The 17,492-nt window shown below is 63.5% G+C and carries 20 protein-coding genes and 1 tRNA gene; 10 read left to right on the forward strand and 11 right to left on the reverse strand.

Translation table 11 applies throughout. From position 1 onward, the window contains the following. Positions 1–44: 44 nt before the first annotated feature. Positions 45–332: a DUF3551 domain-containing protein gene (locus tag AC1RKJ_RS12220; protein WP_492791222.1), complete on the reverse strand. Its 288-nt coding sequence runs from the start codon at positions 330–332 to the stop codon at positions 45–47. Between the two features lie 204 nt (positions 333–536). Here AC1RKJ_RS12220 and AC1RKJ_RS12225 point away from each other — a divergent pair, with 204 nt between their 5' ends. From AC1RKJ_RS12225 to AC1RKJ_RS12235, 3 genes are all read left to right on the forward strand, one after another. Further along, the gene (locus AC1RKJ_RS12225; RefSeq protein WP_492791223.1) at positions 537–1,712 is read left to right on the forward strand and encodes a saccharopine dehydrogenase family protein; all 1,176 of its coding nucleotides are present in this window, start codon (positions 537–539) and stop codon (positions 1,710–1,712) included. 44 nt (positions 1,713–1,756) lie between these two features. Continuing rightward, positions 1,757–2,161, forward strand: a complete 405-nt coding sequence (locus tag AC1RKJ_RS12230; RefSeq protein WP_492791224.1) for a YccF domain-containing protein — start codon at positions 1,757–1,759, stop codon at positions 2,159–2,161. Between the two features lie 45 nt (positions 2,162–2,206). Then, positions 2,207–2,283: transfer RNA gene (locus AC1RKJ_RS12235), tRNA-Arg, on the forward strand. Positions 2,284–2,481: 198 nt separating this feature from the next. Here the strand turns inward: AC1RKJ_RS12235 and AC1RKJ_RS12240 are convergent. From AC1RKJ_RS12240 to AC1RKJ_RS12250, 3 genes are all read right to left on the reverse strand, one after another. Further along, entirely contained in the window at positions 2,482–2,682 is a 201-nt protein-coding gene (locus AC1RKJ_RS12240) for a DUF3551 domain-containing protein (protein WP_492791225.1), read from the reverse strand. A gap of 127 nt (positions 2,683–2,809) precedes the next feature. Next, complete coding sequence (locus AC1RKJ_RS12245) at positions 2,810–4,666, reverse strand: GGDEF domain-containing protein (RefSeq protein ID WP_492791226.1); 1,857 nt, start codon at positions 4,664–4,666, stop codon at positions 2,810–2,812. A 310-nt stretch (positions 4,667–4,976) separates the two neighbouring features. Then, the gene (locus tag AC1RKJ_RS12250) at positions 4,977–5,225 is read right to left on the reverse strand and encodes a DUF3551 domain-containing protein (RefSeq protein WP_492791227.1); all 249 of its coding nucleotides are present in this window, start codon (positions 5,223–5,225) and stop codon (positions 4,977–4,979) included. Between the two features lie 209 nt (positions 5,226–5,434). Between AC1RKJ_RS12250 and AC1RKJ_RS12255 the strand changes: the two genes are divergently transcribed. Further along, positions 5,435–5,686, forward strand: coding sequence for a hypothetical protein (locus AC1RKJ_RS12255; protein WP_492791228.1), 252 nt, complete (start codon positions 5,435–5,437; stop codon positions 5,684–5,686). Between the two features lies 1 nt (position 5,687). On the opposite strand, the gene AC1RKJ_RS12260 is transcribed toward AC1RKJ_RS12255, so the two are convergent. From AC1RKJ_RS12260 to AC1RKJ_RS12275, 4 genes are all read right to left on the reverse strand, one after another. Next, positions 5,688–5,921: a hypothetical protein gene (locus AC1RKJ_RS12260; RefSeq protein ID WP_492791229.1), complete on the reverse strand. Its 234-nt coding sequence runs from the start codon at positions 5,919–5,921 to the stop codon at positions 5,688–5,690. Between the two features lie 45 nt (positions 5,922–5,966). Then, a complete protein-coding gene (locus tag AC1RKJ_RS12265) occupies positions 5,967–6,881 on the reverse strand; it encodes a DMT family transporter (RefSeq protein ID WP_492791230.1) in 915 nt (304 codons plus the stop codon). 75 nt (positions 6,882–6,956) lie between these two features. Beyond that, positions 6,957–7,301, reverse strand: coding sequence for an AtuA-related protein (locus tag AC1RKJ_RS12270; RefSeq protein WP_492791231.1), 345 nt, complete (start codon positions 7,299–7,301; stop codon positions 6,957–6,959). Positions 7,302–7,305: 4 nt separating this feature from the next. After that, positions 7,306–8,658: an acyclic terpene utilization AtuA family protein gene (locus tag AC1RKJ_RS12275; protein WP_492791232.1), complete on the reverse strand. Its 1,353-nt coding sequence runs from the start codon at positions 8,656–8,658 to the stop codon at positions 7,306–7,308. Positions 8,659–8,733: 75 nt separating this feature from the next. On the opposite strand from AC1RKJ_RS12275, the gene AC1RKJ_RS12280 reads away from it, so the two are divergent. Together AC1RKJ_RS12280 and AC1RKJ_RS12285 are read left to right on the forward strand one after the other, a co-directional pair. Next, positions 8,734–9,060 carry a hypothetical protein gene (locus AC1RKJ_RS12280; RefSeq protein WP_492791233.1) on the forward strand — a complete coding sequence of 109 codons (327 nt, stop codon included), beginning with the start codon at positions 8,734–8,736 and terminating at the stop codon, positions 9,058–9,060. Between the two features lie 55 nt (positions 9,061–9,115). Next, positions 9,116–9,790: a dienelactone hydrolase family protein gene (locus AC1RKJ_RS12285; protein ID WP_492791234.1), complete on the forward strand. Its 675-nt coding sequence runs from the start codon at positions 9,116–9,118 to the stop codon at positions 9,788–9,790. Position 9,791: 1 nt separating this feature from the next. On the opposite strand, the gene AC1RKJ_RS12290 is transcribed toward AC1RKJ_RS12285, so the two are convergent. The 3 genes from AC1RKJ_RS12290 to AC1RKJ_RS12300 form a co-directional block, all read right to left on the reverse strand. Beyond that, a complete protein-coding gene (locus tag AC1RKJ_RS12290) occupies positions 9,792–10,358 on the reverse strand; it encodes a polysaccharide biosynthesis/export family protein (protein ID WP_492791235.1) in 567 nt (188 codons plus the stop codon). 92 nt (positions 10,359–10,450) lie between these two features. After that, positions 10,451–11,104, reverse strand: a complete 654-nt coding sequence (msrA, locus tag AC1RKJ_RS12295) for a peptide-methionine (S)-S-oxide reductase MsrA (RefSeq protein WP_492791236.1) — start codon at positions 11,102–11,104, stop codon at positions 10,451–10,453. A gap of 115 nt (positions 11,105–11,219) precedes the next feature. Further along, positions 11,220–11,537 (reverse strand): hypothetical protein, encoded by a 318-nt coding sequence (locus AC1RKJ_RS12300; RefSeq protein ID WP_492791237.1) that lies wholly within the window; start codon positions 11,535–11,537, stop codon positions 11,220–11,222. Between the two features lie 321 nt (positions 11,538–11,858). Here AC1RKJ_RS12300 and rpsT point away from each other — a divergent pair, with 321 nt between their 5' ends. The 4 genes from rpsT to recF all read left to right on the forward strand — a co-directional run bounded on the left by rpsT (position 11,859) and on the right by recF (position 17,447). Continuing rightward, entirely contained in the window at positions 11,859–12,125 is a 267-nt protein-coding gene (gene rpsT / locus AC1RKJ_RS12305; protein WP_492791238.1) for a 30S ribosomal protein S20, read from the forward strand. Positions 12,126–13,378: 1,253 nt separating this feature from the next. Beyond that, entirely contained in the window at positions 13,379–14,866 is a 1,488-nt protein-coding gene (gene dnaA, locus AC1RKJ_RS12310) for a chromosomal replication initiator protein DnaA (protein WP_492792726.1), read from the forward strand. A 291-nt stretch (positions 14,867–15,157) separates the two neighbouring features. Continuing rightward, positions 15,158–16,276 (forward strand): DNA polymerase III subunit beta, encoded by a 1,119-nt coding sequence (gene dnaN / locus AC1RKJ_RS12315; protein WP_492791239.1) that lies wholly within the window; start codon positions 15,158–15,160, stop codon positions 16,274–16,276. 31 nt (positions 16,277–16,307) lie between these two features. Next, positions 16,308–17,447, forward strand: a complete 1,140-nt coding sequence (gene recF, locus AC1RKJ_RS12320) for a DNA replication/repair protein RecF (protein ID WP_492791240.1) — start codon at positions 16,308–16,310, stop codon at positions 17,445–17,447. The last annotated feature ends 45 nt before the right edge of the window (positions 17,448–17,492 follow it).

The raw sequence follows: 17,492 nt of genomic DNA on the forward strand, positions 1-17,492 counted from the left end.
AATCCCGGCGCAAACAAATATCACAGCGAGCGAAGGCCTGTGGCCTAGCGGCGGTGTTTGCGGACGCGATGCCGGCGCGGCGCGGGCTCATATGGCCGATACCACGGATTCGCGGCGCACGAGCCGGCAATGCCGCTTCGGTACTCGACGCACTGCTCAAACGTATCGAACACGCACATCTTGCCCACGCCGCCGCGCAGGTTGTTCTCCAGGCAGAAGGCTCTTTCGCGATAAGCCATGGCCGGTTCAGCGCCGCCGAGAGTGAGGATCGTGACCGCTGCCGCGGCAGACGCAGCCAGACGAATGGCCGCCAGGCGAGTGAGTGTCCGCATGCAGTTTCTCCTTGATGGCCCGAGTTGATATGGGCCCGGTCTTCGATCGGCGAAAGGCCGGTTAGATCAGTTTTCAGGGCCGCGCAACCGTCCGCCCGTGCGCGAAGCCGGATTGTTCCCGGCTGCCCGCCCTGCCATAAAGGCCGTCGCTGAGGCGAACGCATCACCGGATCGAAGGCCGGCATGTCTCATGGAGGATCGGCGATGACAGACAAGACATTCGATGTCGTGGTGTATGGTGCAAGCGGCTTTACGGGAAAGCTGGTCGCGGAATATCTCGCCGCACGTTACAAGGACGGCAATCTCAAATGGGCGATGGCCGGCCGCAGCCGCGACAAACTCGCGGCTGTCCGCGACGAGATCGGCGCACCCAAAGACACGCCGCTGATCGAGGCGGACGCCAGCGATCCCAAGTCGCTTGAAGCGCTGGTGCGCCAGACCAGATGCGTTCTCACCACCGTCGGCCCCTATCAGCTTTACGGCTCCGATCTTGTCGCGGCATGCGCCGCGTCGGGGACCGACTATCTCGATCTCTGCGGCGAACCGGCCTGGATGCGCCAGATGATCGACGCCCATCACGCCACGGCAAAGAAGAGCGGCGCGCGGATTCTGTTTTCGTGTGGCTTCGATTCGATTCCGTTCGAGCTTGGCGTCTTCTTCCTTCAGCAAACCGCGAAGAAGCAACTCGGCGCGATGGTGAGCCGCGTCAAGGGCCGCGTGCGCAAGATGAAAGGCACATTCTCCGGCGGCACCGCCGCGAGTCTCAAGGCAACTTACGCTGCCGCCGCGAAAGACCTCAGCCTGGTCGCGCTGCTGAAGAATCCCTTTTCGCTCACGCCGGGCTTTGACGGACCGAAGCAGCCCTCCGGCAACAAACCTATGTTCGACGAGGATCTCGCGATGTGGGTCGCGCCGTTTGTGATGGCGACGATCAACACGCGCAATGTGCACCGCTCGAACCTGCTGATGGGATTTCCGTATGGCCAGGACTTCGTCTACGACGAAATGATGCTGGCCGGTCCCGGCGAGAAAGGCGAGGCCATGGCCAAGGCCATTGTCGGCGCCAACGCGGCGATGGGCGGCCCCGGCGGGCCGCAACCCGGCGAAGGTCCATCGAAAGAGGAGCGCGAGACCGGCTTCTACGATCTGCTGTTTGTCGGCATTGCTCCCGATGGCCGGCAGATCCGCGCAGCGGTGACGGGCGATCGCGATCCGGGATACGGCTCGACCTCCAAGATGATCGCCGAATGCGCGATCTGCCTTGTGCGCGAAGCGGCGGATGTCGGCGGCGGAATCTGGACGCCGGGCGCGGCGCTCGGCGACCGTCTCATCAAGCGCCTCACCGACAATGCGGGTCTTCAATTCACAGTCGAGACATAAACCTCGGCCATATCTTTTAAGTCATCCAAGGATCGGACGTTGCCATGTCGCCTGTCTCCCTGCTCCTGAACATTCTCTGGGTTCTGCTCGGCGGCATCTGGATGGCGGCCGGCTGGGTGGTCGCGGCCATCATCATGGCCATCACCATCATCGGCCTGCCGTGGGCGCGGGCTGCATTCAACATCGCGGTCTACACGCTGTTTCCGTTCGGCCAGAAAGCCGTGTCGCGCGACATGGTTTCGGGCCGCTCCGACATCGGAACCGGACCGCTCGGCTTCATCGGCAACCTGATCTGGCTGCTGCTTGCGGGCTGGTGGCTTGCGCTGGGGCATGTCGTCACCGCAATCCTGCTGGCGGTGACCATCATCGGCATTCCGTTCGCCTGGGCGCATCTGAAACTGGCCGGAATAGCACTCTGGCCGATCGGCAAGGTCATCGTGCCCGCGTAACGGACCGTTGCCCGCACCGGATCAATCGGCTAAATGGATGACGCCGCACCCGTAGCTCAGCTGGATAGAGCGTTGCCCTCCGAAGGCAAAGGTCACACGTTCGAATCGTGTCGGGTGCGCCAATCCTGCGATTTTTTTCAACGTCAATCGCTACCGAGATTCAGCCGGTTCAGCATCCACTTCTCGATATTGGACGTGAGACGCGCGGCGGATAAAACGCCGTGGGAGATTGCCGCAAGGCGGCGTCAGACACCGCACGCGGCGACGGTCACACGCCACGGCAGATCAGGTTCGATCCGACCGGCGTCCGACGTTTGCGTTTAGCGGCGAGGTCCGCTGTTTCTCACGCAGGTTCCGGTGGTGCCAGAAAGCGCGGCCTGGCATTGCCTGTAGCTGTTGTACTTGCAATCACCCGGACCCACCGAGCTCTTCAGGCAGTAGCGATAGCTTCGCGCGTCGGCCCCGGTCGCCGAAAGAATGAACGCAACGCCGAGAGCGGCGGCCAGAACAAAATGTCGCATCGGGTCCTCCTTGTGGTTTCTCCGCAAAACCAAAGCCCCGATCACGGTTCTTGTTCCTGCCCGCTCAACACAAAAACACCGCCTGCCGCCTCGACGCGGCGACAGGTCGCTGGCGCCTGTAGCGCGTTCAGCGTGAACCGGCGGACTTTCGCGCGGGCGCACCGATGTCCAGCCCGTCGGGCAATACCGGCACGAGCGGCGGGGACCCGCTTCGCGCGCAGCGCACGCAATTGCGGCCGTCGGATTTGGCGCGGTAGAGCGCCGCGTCCGCGGCCTCGACCAGCCGCCGCCATGCGACCTGTCCGAGGCGTCCCCTGGCGACGCCGAAACTCGCCGTGACCGTCAGCCCTGTCCCGGTGGACAACTCGATTTTGTTCGCCTCCAGCGCGCGCCGGATTCGTTCCGCCAGCGCCATCGCTGCGTCGAGATCGCGGCCGGGCGTGAGAATCACGAACTCCTCGCCGCCGAAGCGCGCGAAGATGTCGTTCGCGCCGAGCATCGCATGCAGCAGCCGCACGCTTTCCTTCAGCACATGGTCGCCTTCGAGATGGCCATACCGGTCGTTGATGGACTTGAAATGGTCGATGTCGAGCAAGATCAGGCATGCGCCATCGGCCATCATCCGGCTACTGGTGTGGCTTTCGCCGATCATGTCCAGCGCGCGGCGATTCATCAGGCCGGTGAGGCCATCGGTCTCCGCCTGCTGCTTGAGCTGCTTCGTGAGCGACGCGCGCTCGACGATACTGTTGCGCAATATCCAGATGGCGTCGAACAGGCGGCGCATCTCGGTCGCGTGATGACGCTCCGGACGGAACACCGTGGGGCGGTCCTCCGCCAGTGCGATCACCGCATCCTGCGCGCGCATCAGCGGACCGAACACGAAGCGCTGCGCCGCGATCATCAGGCCAATCAGGATTCCGAGAATGGTCGCCGCCACCGCCACGGTCACAGCAAGGGTCGTGAGCGCGCTGTTGCGGGTTTCGGTCAGGCGTTCGATCGCGATGTCGAGAAACGCGCCGCGCAGGCGCTCCAGCGGCGCCAGTGTCTCGACGAAGCGGACCGTGAACTCATCCGCCGACATCGAATAATCGCCGGAGTAACGGCCTTCCTCGATCAGTCTGTCAACGATGCTGAGGCCTTCGCCGAAAAACATCTGCTCGGCATCGCGCAGGTTCGCCGCCAGCCGCGGATCGTCGCTTCCCGCGAGGCTGTTGTCGCCGGCGAGATTCCACAATTCGAGAATGCGGCCGCGGGTCCGGTTGCTGTCGATGAAGTGTTTCAGCTGCATCGGCTTGCCGACGGCGATTGGCGCCATGACCTGCGATGCAATCCTGCCGCCGTACTCGCGCAGTTCGCTCAGGATCCGGCCGGTCATCACCGAACCCGCCAGCGCGGGATTCGACGCCGTCAACGCCCCGGCCTTCCAGGCCACCACGGACTGGAAACGATCGACGATCCGGAACATGCTCTCGATCACCGACTGCACGTCATCGACGCCGCGGCGATTACGCGGAATCGACGCGACGCGATCCACCTCCCGCCGCCCTTCCAGAAGCTGCGCGCGCACCGGCGCGAGCAACTCCGGCGGCACGCCCGCACCCGACCGCGCGGACAACTGATCGAGAATGGCGTCGGAGCGGGCGCGGAATGCGGTGAGCCGTTCACGCAGTTCCCCATGCGTGACGCCGGTATCGCCCAGCACGCTGTTGGTCGGGCCGCGTTCGGCCGACAGAAGATTGGCGGCGGCGAGAATGAGCCGATAGCTCTCCAGCCCGCGAAGATTATGCCCGGCGCGGCGATAATCGTCGAACGAGCGGCCAATCAGGCTGACGGCAAGGATCGCGGTGCAGACGAATACGATTCCCGTGCCGATCGATAGCTTGCGGCGCAGGCTGCGGTCACCGCCACACGGCGCATGCCGTGCGACCTGACGCTTGACCCATTGCAGGAGAACTCCGACTTGACTGACGAACCGCGAGGTCATCGTTCCTGAACTTCCTTCAATGCGAAACGCGCACTCGCCTCCGTTGGCGCATGCAGGAACTGCGGTTGAGTAAGATGGCGCAGCCGGGATTGCAACCCGCAGCCTCCGGTGCCGTGACACCGCGCGTGGAGACGCGTCGCGCAAGTCCCGACAATGGCATCATTCCGCATGGCTGATCCGGGCGCGTTAAGGAAAAATTCAGCCTAATGCATCGTGCCGGTGTTGATGACGGGGATAACGCAATGCGCGCACATGTCACGCAGCGGATTCACGCTCGCCGCGGCCGCATCGAATTGAGTTTATGATCGCTTCAGGACTGTCGCACACGACGCCGCGGCGCGGTCTGACCGGCCGGCGGAAGAAAGTAATTCGGCTGGCAAAAGCCAGCCGTGCCGGAGATCGCCGCCTGGCACTGCTCGAGTGTATCGTATCGGCAATCGCCGGCGCCCGCTTCGGTTTTCCGGCAGAATGGATATTGCTGCGCGGCCATCGGCCCCACGCTGAACGTCCAGACGATTGCAGCCGCCGCAGCCACCCAACCGATGTTTCGCGTGCTCATTGCTTTCGATGTCCGGAGACCAGTTTGATCCGCACCCAAGCGGACCTTCGCCGCCCCCGGGCGTCAAGCAACGAATGAGTGAACGCGCGCGCAAGGCAGGGATACGAAGACCGCGGCGCCGCTGCAAGCGCGCTGTTCGTGGCCGTCCTCGTGGTACGATAGGCTTGGATGACCGCGACGAACGCTTACGAAACAGGGGGCCACGGCAGATGCGCAAGGTGATCGAGTTCGACGACGAGACCTGGCAGGCGCTGGTGCAGCTTGGCCGCGACCGGATGGCGACACTTCAGGAACTGGCCGATGAATCCTTCGCCGATCTCCTGAAGAAACACGGCGTGCCGAAAGACCTCAAGGACGCCCTGCGCCGAAGCGCGAAGATGGCCGCGCGCAGATCGAAGCCGTCGAAACAGCCGTCGGCGAAACAACCGAAGAAACAGCCGAGGAAATCATCAAGGAAATGATTTAGCCGTCGAGCCGCCTCAGCAGCACCAGAAGGCAGGCCACCGCCCCGATCACGATGGCAAAGCAGCCGAGCCCGATCAGCGTCGCCTTGAAGATGAACTCGCCGCGGAAGATCCATGCCGCGGTCCAGCACAGCACGGTCACCGACGGCGCGAAGATCAGGATCGGCAGCAGCGCCTTCTCCAGATTCGGCCGCGTCCGCGAACGTTTGCTGTCTGGGGATTTGTCCGCCATCCCGGCAGATTGCGGGAGGTGCGTCGCAGCGTCAATGACCCTGCATCATGTGACATCAGGCCGGCGCGACGGGATCGTCATGGCAGCGATGCCGACCACAACGCAGACCAGCCCGATCCAGACCGTGGGCGACAGCTTTTCACCCAGAAATACCACGCCGAGCGCGACCCCGATCGGCACGCGCAGGTAAGCCTGCGCGGTGGCGCCGACCGCGCCGAGCGCCTGGATCAGTTTGAAATAAATCACGAACGCCATCGCGGTCGAGAACACCGCAAGCACGATCAGCGCCGCGATGGAATCGGCCGACGGCGACAGCGTCCACGGCTGATCGATGGCCAGACTGAGCGGCGTCAGGAGGACTCCGCCGCAGATCAGCGATCCTGCCGCCGGCACGATCGGATCAAGCCCGGTGAAGTTGCGTCCGAACAGCGCCGCCGCGCCGTAGAGCACACAGGCGAGAACCAGAGCCAGCTGCGCGACGACATCCCGTCCAAGTCCGCCGAGCGCGTTGACACCGATGACAAGGCAAATGCCGGCAAGCCCGGCGGCGACCCCCAGCGACTGCCGTAACGTCGGACGCTCGTGACGGACGAACAGCATCGCCAGCAGGAAGGCGAAGATCGGCGAGTTCGAGCCGAGGATCGTTGCCAGCCCCGCATCGACATATCGCACCGCCCACGCAATCAGGATGAAGGGGACTACGCTGTTGAGGCAGGCCTGGATCATGAAGCGCTTCCACACCGCCGGATCCCGCGGCATCGGAATGCCGCGCACATTCATAATCGCCAGCAGGATGATCCCTGCGATCAGCGTGCGCCCGGCGATCAACGTCACCGGCGGAATGGTGGCGACGCCGACCTTGATCAGGGTGAACGCCGCGCCCCACAGCGTCGCCAGCGCCAGCAGCAAAGCCAGATTGACCGCGGTGCGCGGACGTGGCGTCTCGATTGCGAGTGTCATGGGAGAGAGGCCACTTTCATTTCGCGGCGACATTAACCTGCCGGCGCCGTTTATTGTTTCGATCCGGGTCGAAGTTTATGCGCCGCGCAGCAGATTGCCGTATTGCTCCGGCACCTCGATCTCGAACCCGAGGATCGCCGCCGACAGCGCCTTGCCGTAGTTATCGAGACTGAGGCTGCGCGACACGCCGCCGCCGAGCGCGCCCTCCGCCACGAAATTCAGCGCCGCGAGATTGTCGGCCTCAAAGCGCGTGACCTCGCCCTTGATCGCGCCGCGATAGAACGCCTTGAAACGCGCGGCGGTCAACTGCTGCTTCAGCAAGGGATAGAATTCGTCGCGATAGGCGATCACCGCGATGTTCGAGGTGTTGCCCTTGTCGCCGGAGCGCACATGCGCCACGCGTTCCAGTTTGATCAGCATGGCTCTAGCTCTCATACCACGTGATGACGGGCGGCACTTTTTCGCGCGGCACCAGCGTCGACCACACGCCGATAATTTCGCGGGCACGATCCTGATGCGGCACGCGCTTGCCGGTCATGGCGACGCCCGACACCGCCATGCCGTCGATCTCGCGTCCGACCTTCAGCGCCTCATCGCGCGTCCTGCAGCGGGCCGCCACGCGCACCGCCACTTCATAGGGCTCCGGCGCATCGGGCGGCGTCGCATCGCCGTGAATGGCGTTGAGACCGAGAAAATCGATCCGCAGGTCGTCGGCCTTGAGGCCCACGATGCGAAACCGCTCCTCGAGAATCTGTTTCGCAAGTTTCGCACGGCGCAGCGCGCCCGGCCCTGCATAGAAGAACATGTCCTCGCCGATGAAGCCTTCCATGCAGCCCATCGAGACTTTCAGCGTCGGCGTGCGCGGCTTGCCGCCGATGTGGGTCACGCGCATCCGGTCCGGACCGATCTCCTCCAGGCGCGCGGTGGTGAAATCCACCACCACATCCGGCGTGATGTAATTCGCCGGATCGTGCACCTCGTAGAGCATCTGCTCCTTCACGGTCATGGCGTTGATCGCGCCGCCGGTGCCGGCGACTTTCGCGATCACCGCGCTGCCATCGCTCTCGACTTCCGCGATGGGGAACGCGAGATCCCACGGGTTCGGCACGTCCTTGAAACCGGGATCGGCGAAATAGCCGCCGGTGACCTGCGCGCCGCATTCCAGCAGATGACCGAGGCCGCTGCCCGCGCCAAGTTTCGCGAAGTCATCCGCGCGCCAGCCGAATTCGTGCATCATCGGCGCGAGAAACAGTGACGGGTCCGCGACGCGCCCGGTGACGACGATGTCCGCGCCCTGACGCAAGGCTTCCACAATCGGCTCCGCGCCGAGATAGGCTTCCGCCGAAATCAGATCGGCCGCGATGGAGCTAACGGGCGCGCCGTTTTCCAGAATGGTGCCGCCGAACGCGGCGATCCGGTCGGTGATGAGGCTGCCGGAGACGGCGGCGACTTTCTTTCCCTTTGCGCCGTGCTCGCGCAGCAGTTCGACGATGCGCTGCGCCGCGCCGTCCGGATTGATCCAACCCTGATTGCTGATGATCTTCGTGCCGCGCGCGAGACATCCCGGCAGCACGGCCTTCATGCGGTCGTCGAGATAGGTGTCGTAGCCGGGGAACGACGGATCGCGGCGCTTGCGCACCTGCGCTGCGGACACGGTCGCCTCCGCCATGGTCTCGAAACAGAGATAATCGAGATCGCCCCGCTCGGCGTTGAGTTTCGCCGGCTCGATGCGGTCGCCCCACCACGCCGATCCCGCACCTATCCGCAATGTCGACAAAAAATTGATCCTCACCCGCTCTTTTGATTTGTCTTTCGGCTTGCCTTGACCGGCAAATCGAAGAACACTTTGACCATGAAACTACTTGCCTTCACAGCGCTTGTCGCCCTCGCCATTGCGCATGGCCCTGTGCATGCCGGGCAGTTGTCGCCCTCGCCGTTCACGACAACGCTGTCCAACCACACGCCGCTGGTGTTCGGCATGAGCGCGGAGGATGCAGCCTTCGCGCTCGGGCAACCGCTGAGCTATGTCAGCGGGCGGCCGGGCAACGAAATCTTCGTCGTGATCCGCAATGTCGGGGCCCGATGGTCGTTCCGCGACGACCCGCTCTATCTGCAATTCCGCGGCGGCCGCCTCACCGGCTGGAAGGCCGACTGGAGCCGCAACTGGATGTGGCAGTAGACAGGCCTTCTCCGCATCCCCTCTCAATTCCAGAGCAACATGGAAGGGCGTCCTGATGGGACAGACTGTGACATTGACCGCGTCGGACGGATTCAAGCTCGGCGGCTATCGCGCCGATCCCGCGTCCGCGCCGAAAGCCGCGGTTGTGGTGATCCAGGAAATTTTCGGGGTCAACTCGCACATCCGCAACATCTGCGACCGTCTGGCGAACGAGGGTTACGTTGCGATTGCGCCCGCAATCTTCGACCGCATCGAACCGAACTTCCAGTCCGGGTATTCGCCCGATGAGGTGGCGGTGGCGCGGAAATTCGTCGCCGCGCCGGACTGGCCGGCGATGCTGCGCGACACGCAGGCGGCCATCGATGCGGTGAAAAATATCGGGCCTGTCGGCATCGTCGGTTTTTGTCTCGGCGGCAGTGTCGCCTATGCGGCGGCGACCAAGCTCTCCGGCCTCCGCGCAGCAGTGGGGTATTACGGCGGCGCCGTGGTGCGCTTCGCCGGCGACAAACCGGCTGTGCCGACGCAATTGCACTTCGGCGAGAAGGACAGCGGCATTCCACTGACCGACGTCGAGACCATCAAGACAAAGCGGCCGGATGTCGAGGTGCTGGTCTATCCGGGCGCGCAACACGGCTTCAACTGCGACGAACGCGCCAGCTACGACAAGCCGAGTGCGGGTCTCGCCTGGCAGCGGACGCTTGCGTTCTTCGCGAAAAATCTGAAGGCGTGACCTAGAACCACCGCTCGGCGACAACGATGGTATCGCCGGGCCTGAGAAGCGTGCCGGGCGGCACGATGGCCTGCGCGGCTCCGGCTTCGCCGACTCTTGTCAACCTGATGCCGCTGCGCTCGGCGCGCGGCGTGAAGCCGCCGGCGATCGCCACCGCGCTCTCCACCGTCAGCCGCGGCACGTAGGGATACTGGCCGGGTGCGGCCACTTCGCCGAGGATGAAGAACGGCCGGTAGCTCTCGACTTCCGCCGCCACGTACGGCTCGCGCAGATAGCCCTTCTTCAAACGCCCGGTGATGGCGGCCGCGAGTTCGGCCGGCGTCAGACCGCGCGCGGGGACCGATCCGATCAGCGGCATGGTGATCGAACCGCCGGCGCCGACCGTGTAGGTGTTGGTGAGACCGTCCTGACCGAAGACGACGACGCGCAGCTTGTCGCCGGCATCGAGACGATAAGGCTCGTCCACGGGTGCTGCGCCTGTCGTGACATAGGCGGACGTGCGCATGCAGCCGGACACGGCCAGCGCAGCAACAACGACAGCGATCAGCGACAACCGCGACGCACGCATGAAACGCTCCGGGCCTGTCCTCTTGTGAGAGACAGGCCCGGTTTGCGGCAGTTATGGTTAACAAAGGGTAAGCGGGACTTTGCCGCCTCGCATTACGCGTTCACACCCACTCCGATCGGGCACGACACGCCGGTTCCACCGAGGCCGCAATAGCCCGCGGGATTCTTCGCCAGATACTGCTGGTGATAATCCTCCGCGAAGTAGAACGGACCGGCCGGCGCGATCTCGGTGGTGATCGAGCCATAACGCTTGGCGGCGAGCGCCTTGTTGTAGGCGTCCTTGGAGGCCAGCGCGGCTTTCAACTGCGCGTCGCTCGTGGTGTAGATCGCCGAGCGGTACTGCGTGCCGATGTCGTTGCCCTGACGCATTCCTTCGGTCGGGTTGTGACTTTCCCAGAACGTCTTCAGCAGCGCGTCGTAGGACACCTTCTTCGGATCGAACACCACCAGCACCGCTTCGGTGTGGCCGGTGCGGCCCGAGCAGGTTTCCTCATAGGTCGGGTTCGGCGTCGATCCGCCGGCGTAACCCACCGCCGTCACGTAGACGCCGTCCATTTCCCAGAACTTGCGCTCTGCGCCCCAGAAACAGCCAAGACCGAAAATCGCGGTCTCAAGGCCTGCGGGATAAGGTCCCTTGATCGCATGGCCGTTGACGAAATGGGTTTTTGCGGTGGCAAGCTCCGTCGCGCGGCCCGGCAGGGCATCGGCGGCGCTCGGCACTTCAAGGGATTTGCGGGAGAAGAACATGGCGCACTCCTTATGGATCGGCTCACTCTATATATGTCTCTACGCAGCCTGTATCAGGACGTTACACTCGGCCCGCTCATCATATGTCCGGCATCGCCCTTGAAAGACCGGCGCGTCAGTTCCGCGAATAGCCGATCAGCGGCTTGCTCGGCCGGAACACCAGCATCAGCACGATGCCCAGAATCCCCAATACGGCCCAGGCCGGCTGGTTGAGCAGCAGCTTCATCACGCTGTTCCAGAGCAGTGGTGAGACGCCCTCGACAAGGGCCTGAAACGACTGCTGGCTGGCCTGATTGATGTCGTTCCACAACTCGCCGAGCCGCGTGATCCGGAGCGTCTGGTCGGCAATGGTCCGGGCTCCGTCGTAAACCAGCGACAGGAAGCCGATGACCAGCAGAAACAGCCCGATCAGACGAAAAAACCCGCGGATCATCGTTCACCCCATGCATTTCAGATGTATTTCAAGTACTTCGTCAGGACCGGCCGCCCCCTCGAACCCCTCTGGCAGCCCCAAAATGGGTCCGGAAAACGTTGACGGTTCAGACCAGTATCCCTATAAGAACCCCGACTGGCGGCGGGCGCAATCCTGCCGCCGATGTTCTTTAGGAACGTGATCTTTTACGACATGTTCTTTGTGAAGAACATTTCACAGAACACCCTGTTTTCACCCTGCATCGGCCGAACGGTCGATTGATCAGTCTGGCGGCTCAAGACGACAGCCGCGGACTGACGGACCGAGAGAAACCGAGAGACCATGGCCAACACAACCTCTGCCAAGAAAGCGACGCGCAAGATTGCCCGCCGCACCATCGTCAACAAATCGCGCCGCACCCAGATGCGCGGCTCGGTTCGTAACGTCGAGGAAGCCATCAAGAACGGCGACCGTAACGCGGCGCTCGAAGCGATGAAGCTGGCCGAGCCGGATCTGATGCAGGCTGCGCAGCGCAACATCATTCACAAGAACAACGCGAGCCGGAAGGTGTCGCGCCTCACGCACCAGATCGCGAAGCTCGCCAAGTAATCGGCTGAGCAACTGCTCGGCTCATCCGTTCGGGTGATCGCACAACTGCTTCTGTGCATCGCGCAAGCCGATCGCGAAAAAGCCTACCGACAAAAGCCCGGCAAACGCCGGGCTTTTTCTTTTCGTTGCACTGCAGCCGGTGACGTTCGTTCGCTGTCATGCATGACGATCGGCGGTGAGTAGGTACTTCGCAACACCGTCGCGCAACGATCGCGCGTCGTCAGCCGCACGTCCTAAAGTGTTTTGAAATAGCAAGCCCGCCGACGCGTCCGCGCCGAACCGCGCGTGCGGGTTACCCTTGTCAGCCGATCACGAAAAAACTCGCGCGACGAAGACCTTATCGGCATAGCGATGAGCAGCACTTGGAAAACGCGTTCGCCGCGCAGTGAATCATAAATTATTTATGAACGACGTTTTAGCAACCGGTCGATTTGTGACAGTTATCCGACTTGTCGAATCTCTGCACAGATTCAAAACCTTGCAGTTTCGTTCCCTGGCGCGGTTCGTTTCACATCGGCGCCAAGTCGCTCATCGCGCGCGCTATGAAAAATCAATTCCGTTGCGAGCCGCCGTACCTCGTGTATTTCTTATTACGTCGCGTCGCCCACGGCTCTTCTGATCAGCGCGGTTTGAGAACCTTGGGCGGACATGCAAGTCAGTTTCGGTGTGCAAGTTAGCGGCGCTTTCCAAGCGATGGCAGGGTTCGAGCTCACGTGATTTGTGGGAGCGGTGCTCTGTGTGAAAATCTCTCCGACACGGCGCCAGACCATTTCAGGCCCGGCGTAACAAAGCGAGAGAACGGACAGGCGGAAGAATCCGCCGGCATGGAAGGCAGCGGGTAAAGACGGGGTTCGACGGGCGAGACGAAGCGGGTAGAGCCTGACCGGTCAACTGGTCGGGCGGAACAAAAGACTGAACAGATCAAGACGACAACAACTTGCCGCGGCGGTCCTGCGGCAGGAGGGGGAACTTCATGTCCAAAAACCAGCGTCGGCTGAGCAATCTTACCGTATTCTTTTTCAGCGAAGTCATTTCAGTGATCGCGCCGGTCGCGCCTTGCGGCCCTCCCTACCCACATAGTCATCGCTAACGCCACACGCGCCTTCCTCTCCACAATCCAGCGATGCCCGCGGCGAAAGCGCCGATGGCGGAGCGTCCGCGGATGACGGGAGAAGCGCATGTCGGCGTCGGCCTCATCAATTCATGGCGCGCAGCGCGCCGGACCGGAACTCAATCAGAAGATCACAACGCAAATGACAATCTCGGCACAGACCATCCCGGCAAGCATCGAACTGGCGGATACCGAACGCAACCAGTGGGCGCGCTTCAAGGACCGGCTTCGCACCAACGTCGGCGAGGACTTCTACACGAGCTGGTTTGCCCGCATGGACCTCGAACGCATCCACGACGACTGCGTCCACATGACGGTGCCGACCAAATTCCTCAAGAGCTGGATTCAGGCCCACTATGCCGACCGTGTTCTGAGCTGCTGGCAATCGGAAATTCCCGACGTCAAGCGCGTCGAGCTGACGGTGCGCACCGCGATGCGCTGCGCGCCTCCCGTGAAAGACATCAAGGCGCCGCAGGACCAGCGCCGCGCCGACGTCGGCGCCGGAACCAGCCGTCCGCCGGGCGAACTGCGCGCGGTCGCCACCGCACCGGTGTCCGCCAGCCACGATGCGCTCGGCGGCTCGCCGCTCGATCCGCGCCTGACGTTTGCGACCTTCGTCATGGGCCGCTCCAACACGCTGGCCCACGCCGCCGCCCGTCAGGTCGCCGAAGGCCGCCGCGGCGACAGCGTGATGTTCAATCCGCTCTACATCCATGCCGGTGTGGGCCTGGGCAAAACCCATCTGCTGCAGGCAGTGACCTGGGCCGGCAATTCGGCCGGAAACTCCGGCAGCGAGCGCAAGGTGCTTTATCTCACCGCCGAGAAATTCATGTACGGCTTCGTCGCCGCGCTGAAATCGCAGACGGCGCTCGCCTTCAAGGAAGCGCTGCGCGGCATCGACGTGCTGGTGATCGACGACCTGCAATTCCTGCAAGGCAAATCGACGCAGTCCGAGTTCTGCCACACGCTGAATGCGCTGATCGATGCTGGCCGTCAGGTCGTGATCGCCGCCGACCGGCCGCCGTCCGATCTGGAAAGCCTCGACGACCGGGTGCGCTCGCGTCTCGCCGGTGGCCTCGTGGTCGAAATGGGTTCGCTCGGCGAGGAGCTGCGGCTCGAAATCCTGAAATCGCGCGTCTCCGCCGCGAAGGCGCATCACGCCACGTTCGACGTGCCGATGCCAGTGCTGGAATATCTCGCCCGCACCATCACCCATAATGGCCGCGACCTCGAAGGCGCGATCAACCGCCTGCTGGCGCACAGCAAGCTCAACGCCACCGCCGTGACGCTGGAAATGGCCGAGCGCGAAGTGCGCGATCTGGTGCGGCCGATGGAGCCGAAGCGGGTCAAGATCGAGGACATCCAGCGTGTCGTCGCCCGGCAGTACAATGTGAGCCGCTCCGACCTGCTGTCGTCCCGCCGCACCGCCAACGTGGTTCGCCCGCGTCAGGTCGCGATGTATCTGGCCAAGACCCTGACGCTGCGCTCGCTGCCCGAGATCGGACGCCGGTTCGGCGGCCGCGACCACACCACGGTGCTCCATGCGGTGCGCAAGATCGAGGCGCTGGTCGCCAAGGACGTGTCGCTGTGCGACGAGGTCGAATTGCTGAAGCGCCAGCTTCAGGAATGACCGCGTTTAGCCAGGCCTGCGAAATGGTCTGGAAAAACCCGCAATAACAAAGGGGGAAAGCCGCCTTCCGGCGGCTCGCACCCTTGCGCTTCCGGCTCAACCGCGCCACCTTACGGTCCCCCGGGGACCCGGTGAAACATCTGTTTCAGCAGGTTTACGGGTTCAGTCGCCAGGGCGCGCTCTCCTGCCCCCGGCACCTCCAATAACGATGTGGACCTGTCCGGGCGGCTCCGGACTTGCTCCAGAACTCAAGACTTTGAAACTCAAGAATTGGGATCGGGCGGAATTGTCATGAAGGTTACCGTCGAGCGGGCGCAACTGCTGAAATCGCTGAGCCATGTTCACCGCGTGGTGGAACGCCGCAATACGATACCGATATTGGGCAACGTGCTGATCCGCGCCGACAAGTCGCGCCTCAGCCTGAAAGCCACCGACCTCGATCTCGAAGTCACCGAAACGCTCGCGGCCGAGACCGGCACCGGCGGATCGACCACCGTTCCTGCGCACATGTTCTACGACATCGTGCGCAAGCTGCCCGACGGCTCGCAGATCGTGCTGGAAGGCGACGGCGACCGCTCGGTGCTCGCGATCCGCGCCGGACGTTCGCGCTTCACGCTGCAAACCCTGCCGGAAAGCGATTTCCCGGATCTCGCCGCCGGCGAGATGACGCATTCCTTCACCCTGGCCGCCGCCGACATGAAGCGGCTGATCGACCGCACGCAGTTCGCGATCTCCACCGAGGAGACGCGCTATTACCTCAACGGCATCTACCTCCATGCGGCGGGCACCGCCAAGGCCGCGACATTGCGCGCGGTGGCGACCGACGGCCATCGGCTGGCGCAGGTCGACTTAGCCTTGCCGAAAAGCGCGGAGGGAATGCCGGGCGTCATCGTGCCGCGCAAGACCGTGGGCGAAGTGCAGCGCCTGATCGAGGACAACGAGGCGGAAATCAAGATCGAACTGTCACAGGGCAAGATCCGCTTCACCATCGGCGACGTGGTGCTGACCTCGAAACTGATCGACGGCACATTCCCGGACTACGGCCGCGTCATTCCGCAGAACAACGACAAGGAACTGATCGTCGACAAGAAGGATTTCGAGGCCGCCGTCGACCGCGTCTCGACGATCTCATCCGAACGTGGACGCGCGGTGAAACTCGCGCTCTCCGCCGGCAAACTGATCCTGTCGGTGACCAATCCGGACTCGGGCAGTGCGACGGAAGAACTCGAAGTCGAGTATGCATCCGATCCGCTCGATATCGGCTTCAACTCGCGCTACCTGCTCGACATCGCAGCCCAGATCGAGGGCGAGGTCGCGGTGTTGCGTCTGGCCGATCCCGGTTCGCCGACGCTGGTGCAGGACAAGGATTCCAAGGGCGCGCTCTACGTCTTGATGCCGATGCGGGTGTAGGAACCCGCATTCTGCTGTAAGACGGCTCACCATGACCGTCTCCCGCATCCAGCGCCTCAGTCTCACGCATTTCCGCAACTACCGCGCGGCGAGCGTGGAGACGCGCGGCGATGTCGTCGTGCTGGTCGGCCCCAACGGCGCCGGAAAAACCAACTGCCTCGAGGCCATCTCATTCCTGTCACCGGGACGCGGGTTGCGCCGCGCCACGCTCGATGACGTTGCCGATATTCAGGGTGACGGCTCGTGGGCAGTGTCGGCGGAAGTGGAAGGCGAACTCGGCCTCGCCACCCTCGGCACCGGCATCGACGCGCCGGCCTCCGAGGGCGCGGCCTCAAGCCGCCGCGTGCGCATCGACCGCGAGCCGGTCACGTCGGCCTCGGCGTTCGGCGATCATCTGCGCATGGTGTGGCTGACGCCCGCGATGGACGGCCTGTTCATGGGCGCGGCGTCGGAGCGGCGGCGGTTTTTCGACCGCCTGGTGCTCGCCATCGACTCTGAGCATTCCAGCCGCGTCTCGGCGCTGGATCGCTCCTTGCGCTCGCGCAACCGGCTGCTGGAAGACCGTAACTTCGACGCCCACTGGTGCGACGCCATCGAGCGCGAGACCGCGGAACTCGCTGTCGCCGTGGCCGCGCAGCGCGGCCAGACACTGCAACGGCTCGCGGCCATGCTGGCCGCGCGCGGCAGTCAATCCGCCTTTCCCTCCGCGCTGATCGCGCTCGACGGCTGGATGGAAAATGCGTTGCTCAGCGAGACCGCCACCGCCGTGGAGGACCGCTATCGCGAGATGCTGCGCACAAGCCGCGCCAAAGATGCCGCCGCGGGGCGCACGACGAACGGACCGCACCTCACCGATCTGATGGTAATTTACGCGCCGAAAAACATGCCTGCGCGCGACGCCTCCACCGGCGAACAGAAAGCGCTGCTGATCGGCCTCGTGCTGGCCCACGCCACGCTCGTGGCCGAGATGACCGGCATCACGCCCTTACTGTTACTCGATGAAATCGTCGCGCATCTCGATCCGAACCGCCGCGCGGCGCTGTTCGACGAGCTCGCAACCCTCGGCGCGCAGGTCTGGATGACCGGCGCGGACCCGGTGGCGTTCACCGACATCGGCGCGCGCGCGGATGTTTTCAATGTCGAAGCGGGAACGGTAACGCGGCGGACGTGAGCCGAAAAACCAGCCCTGAACGGCGCTTCGAAAGAGTCGCGAATC

Source organism: Afipia sp. GW822-FHT04G07, from assembly GCF_058800765.1.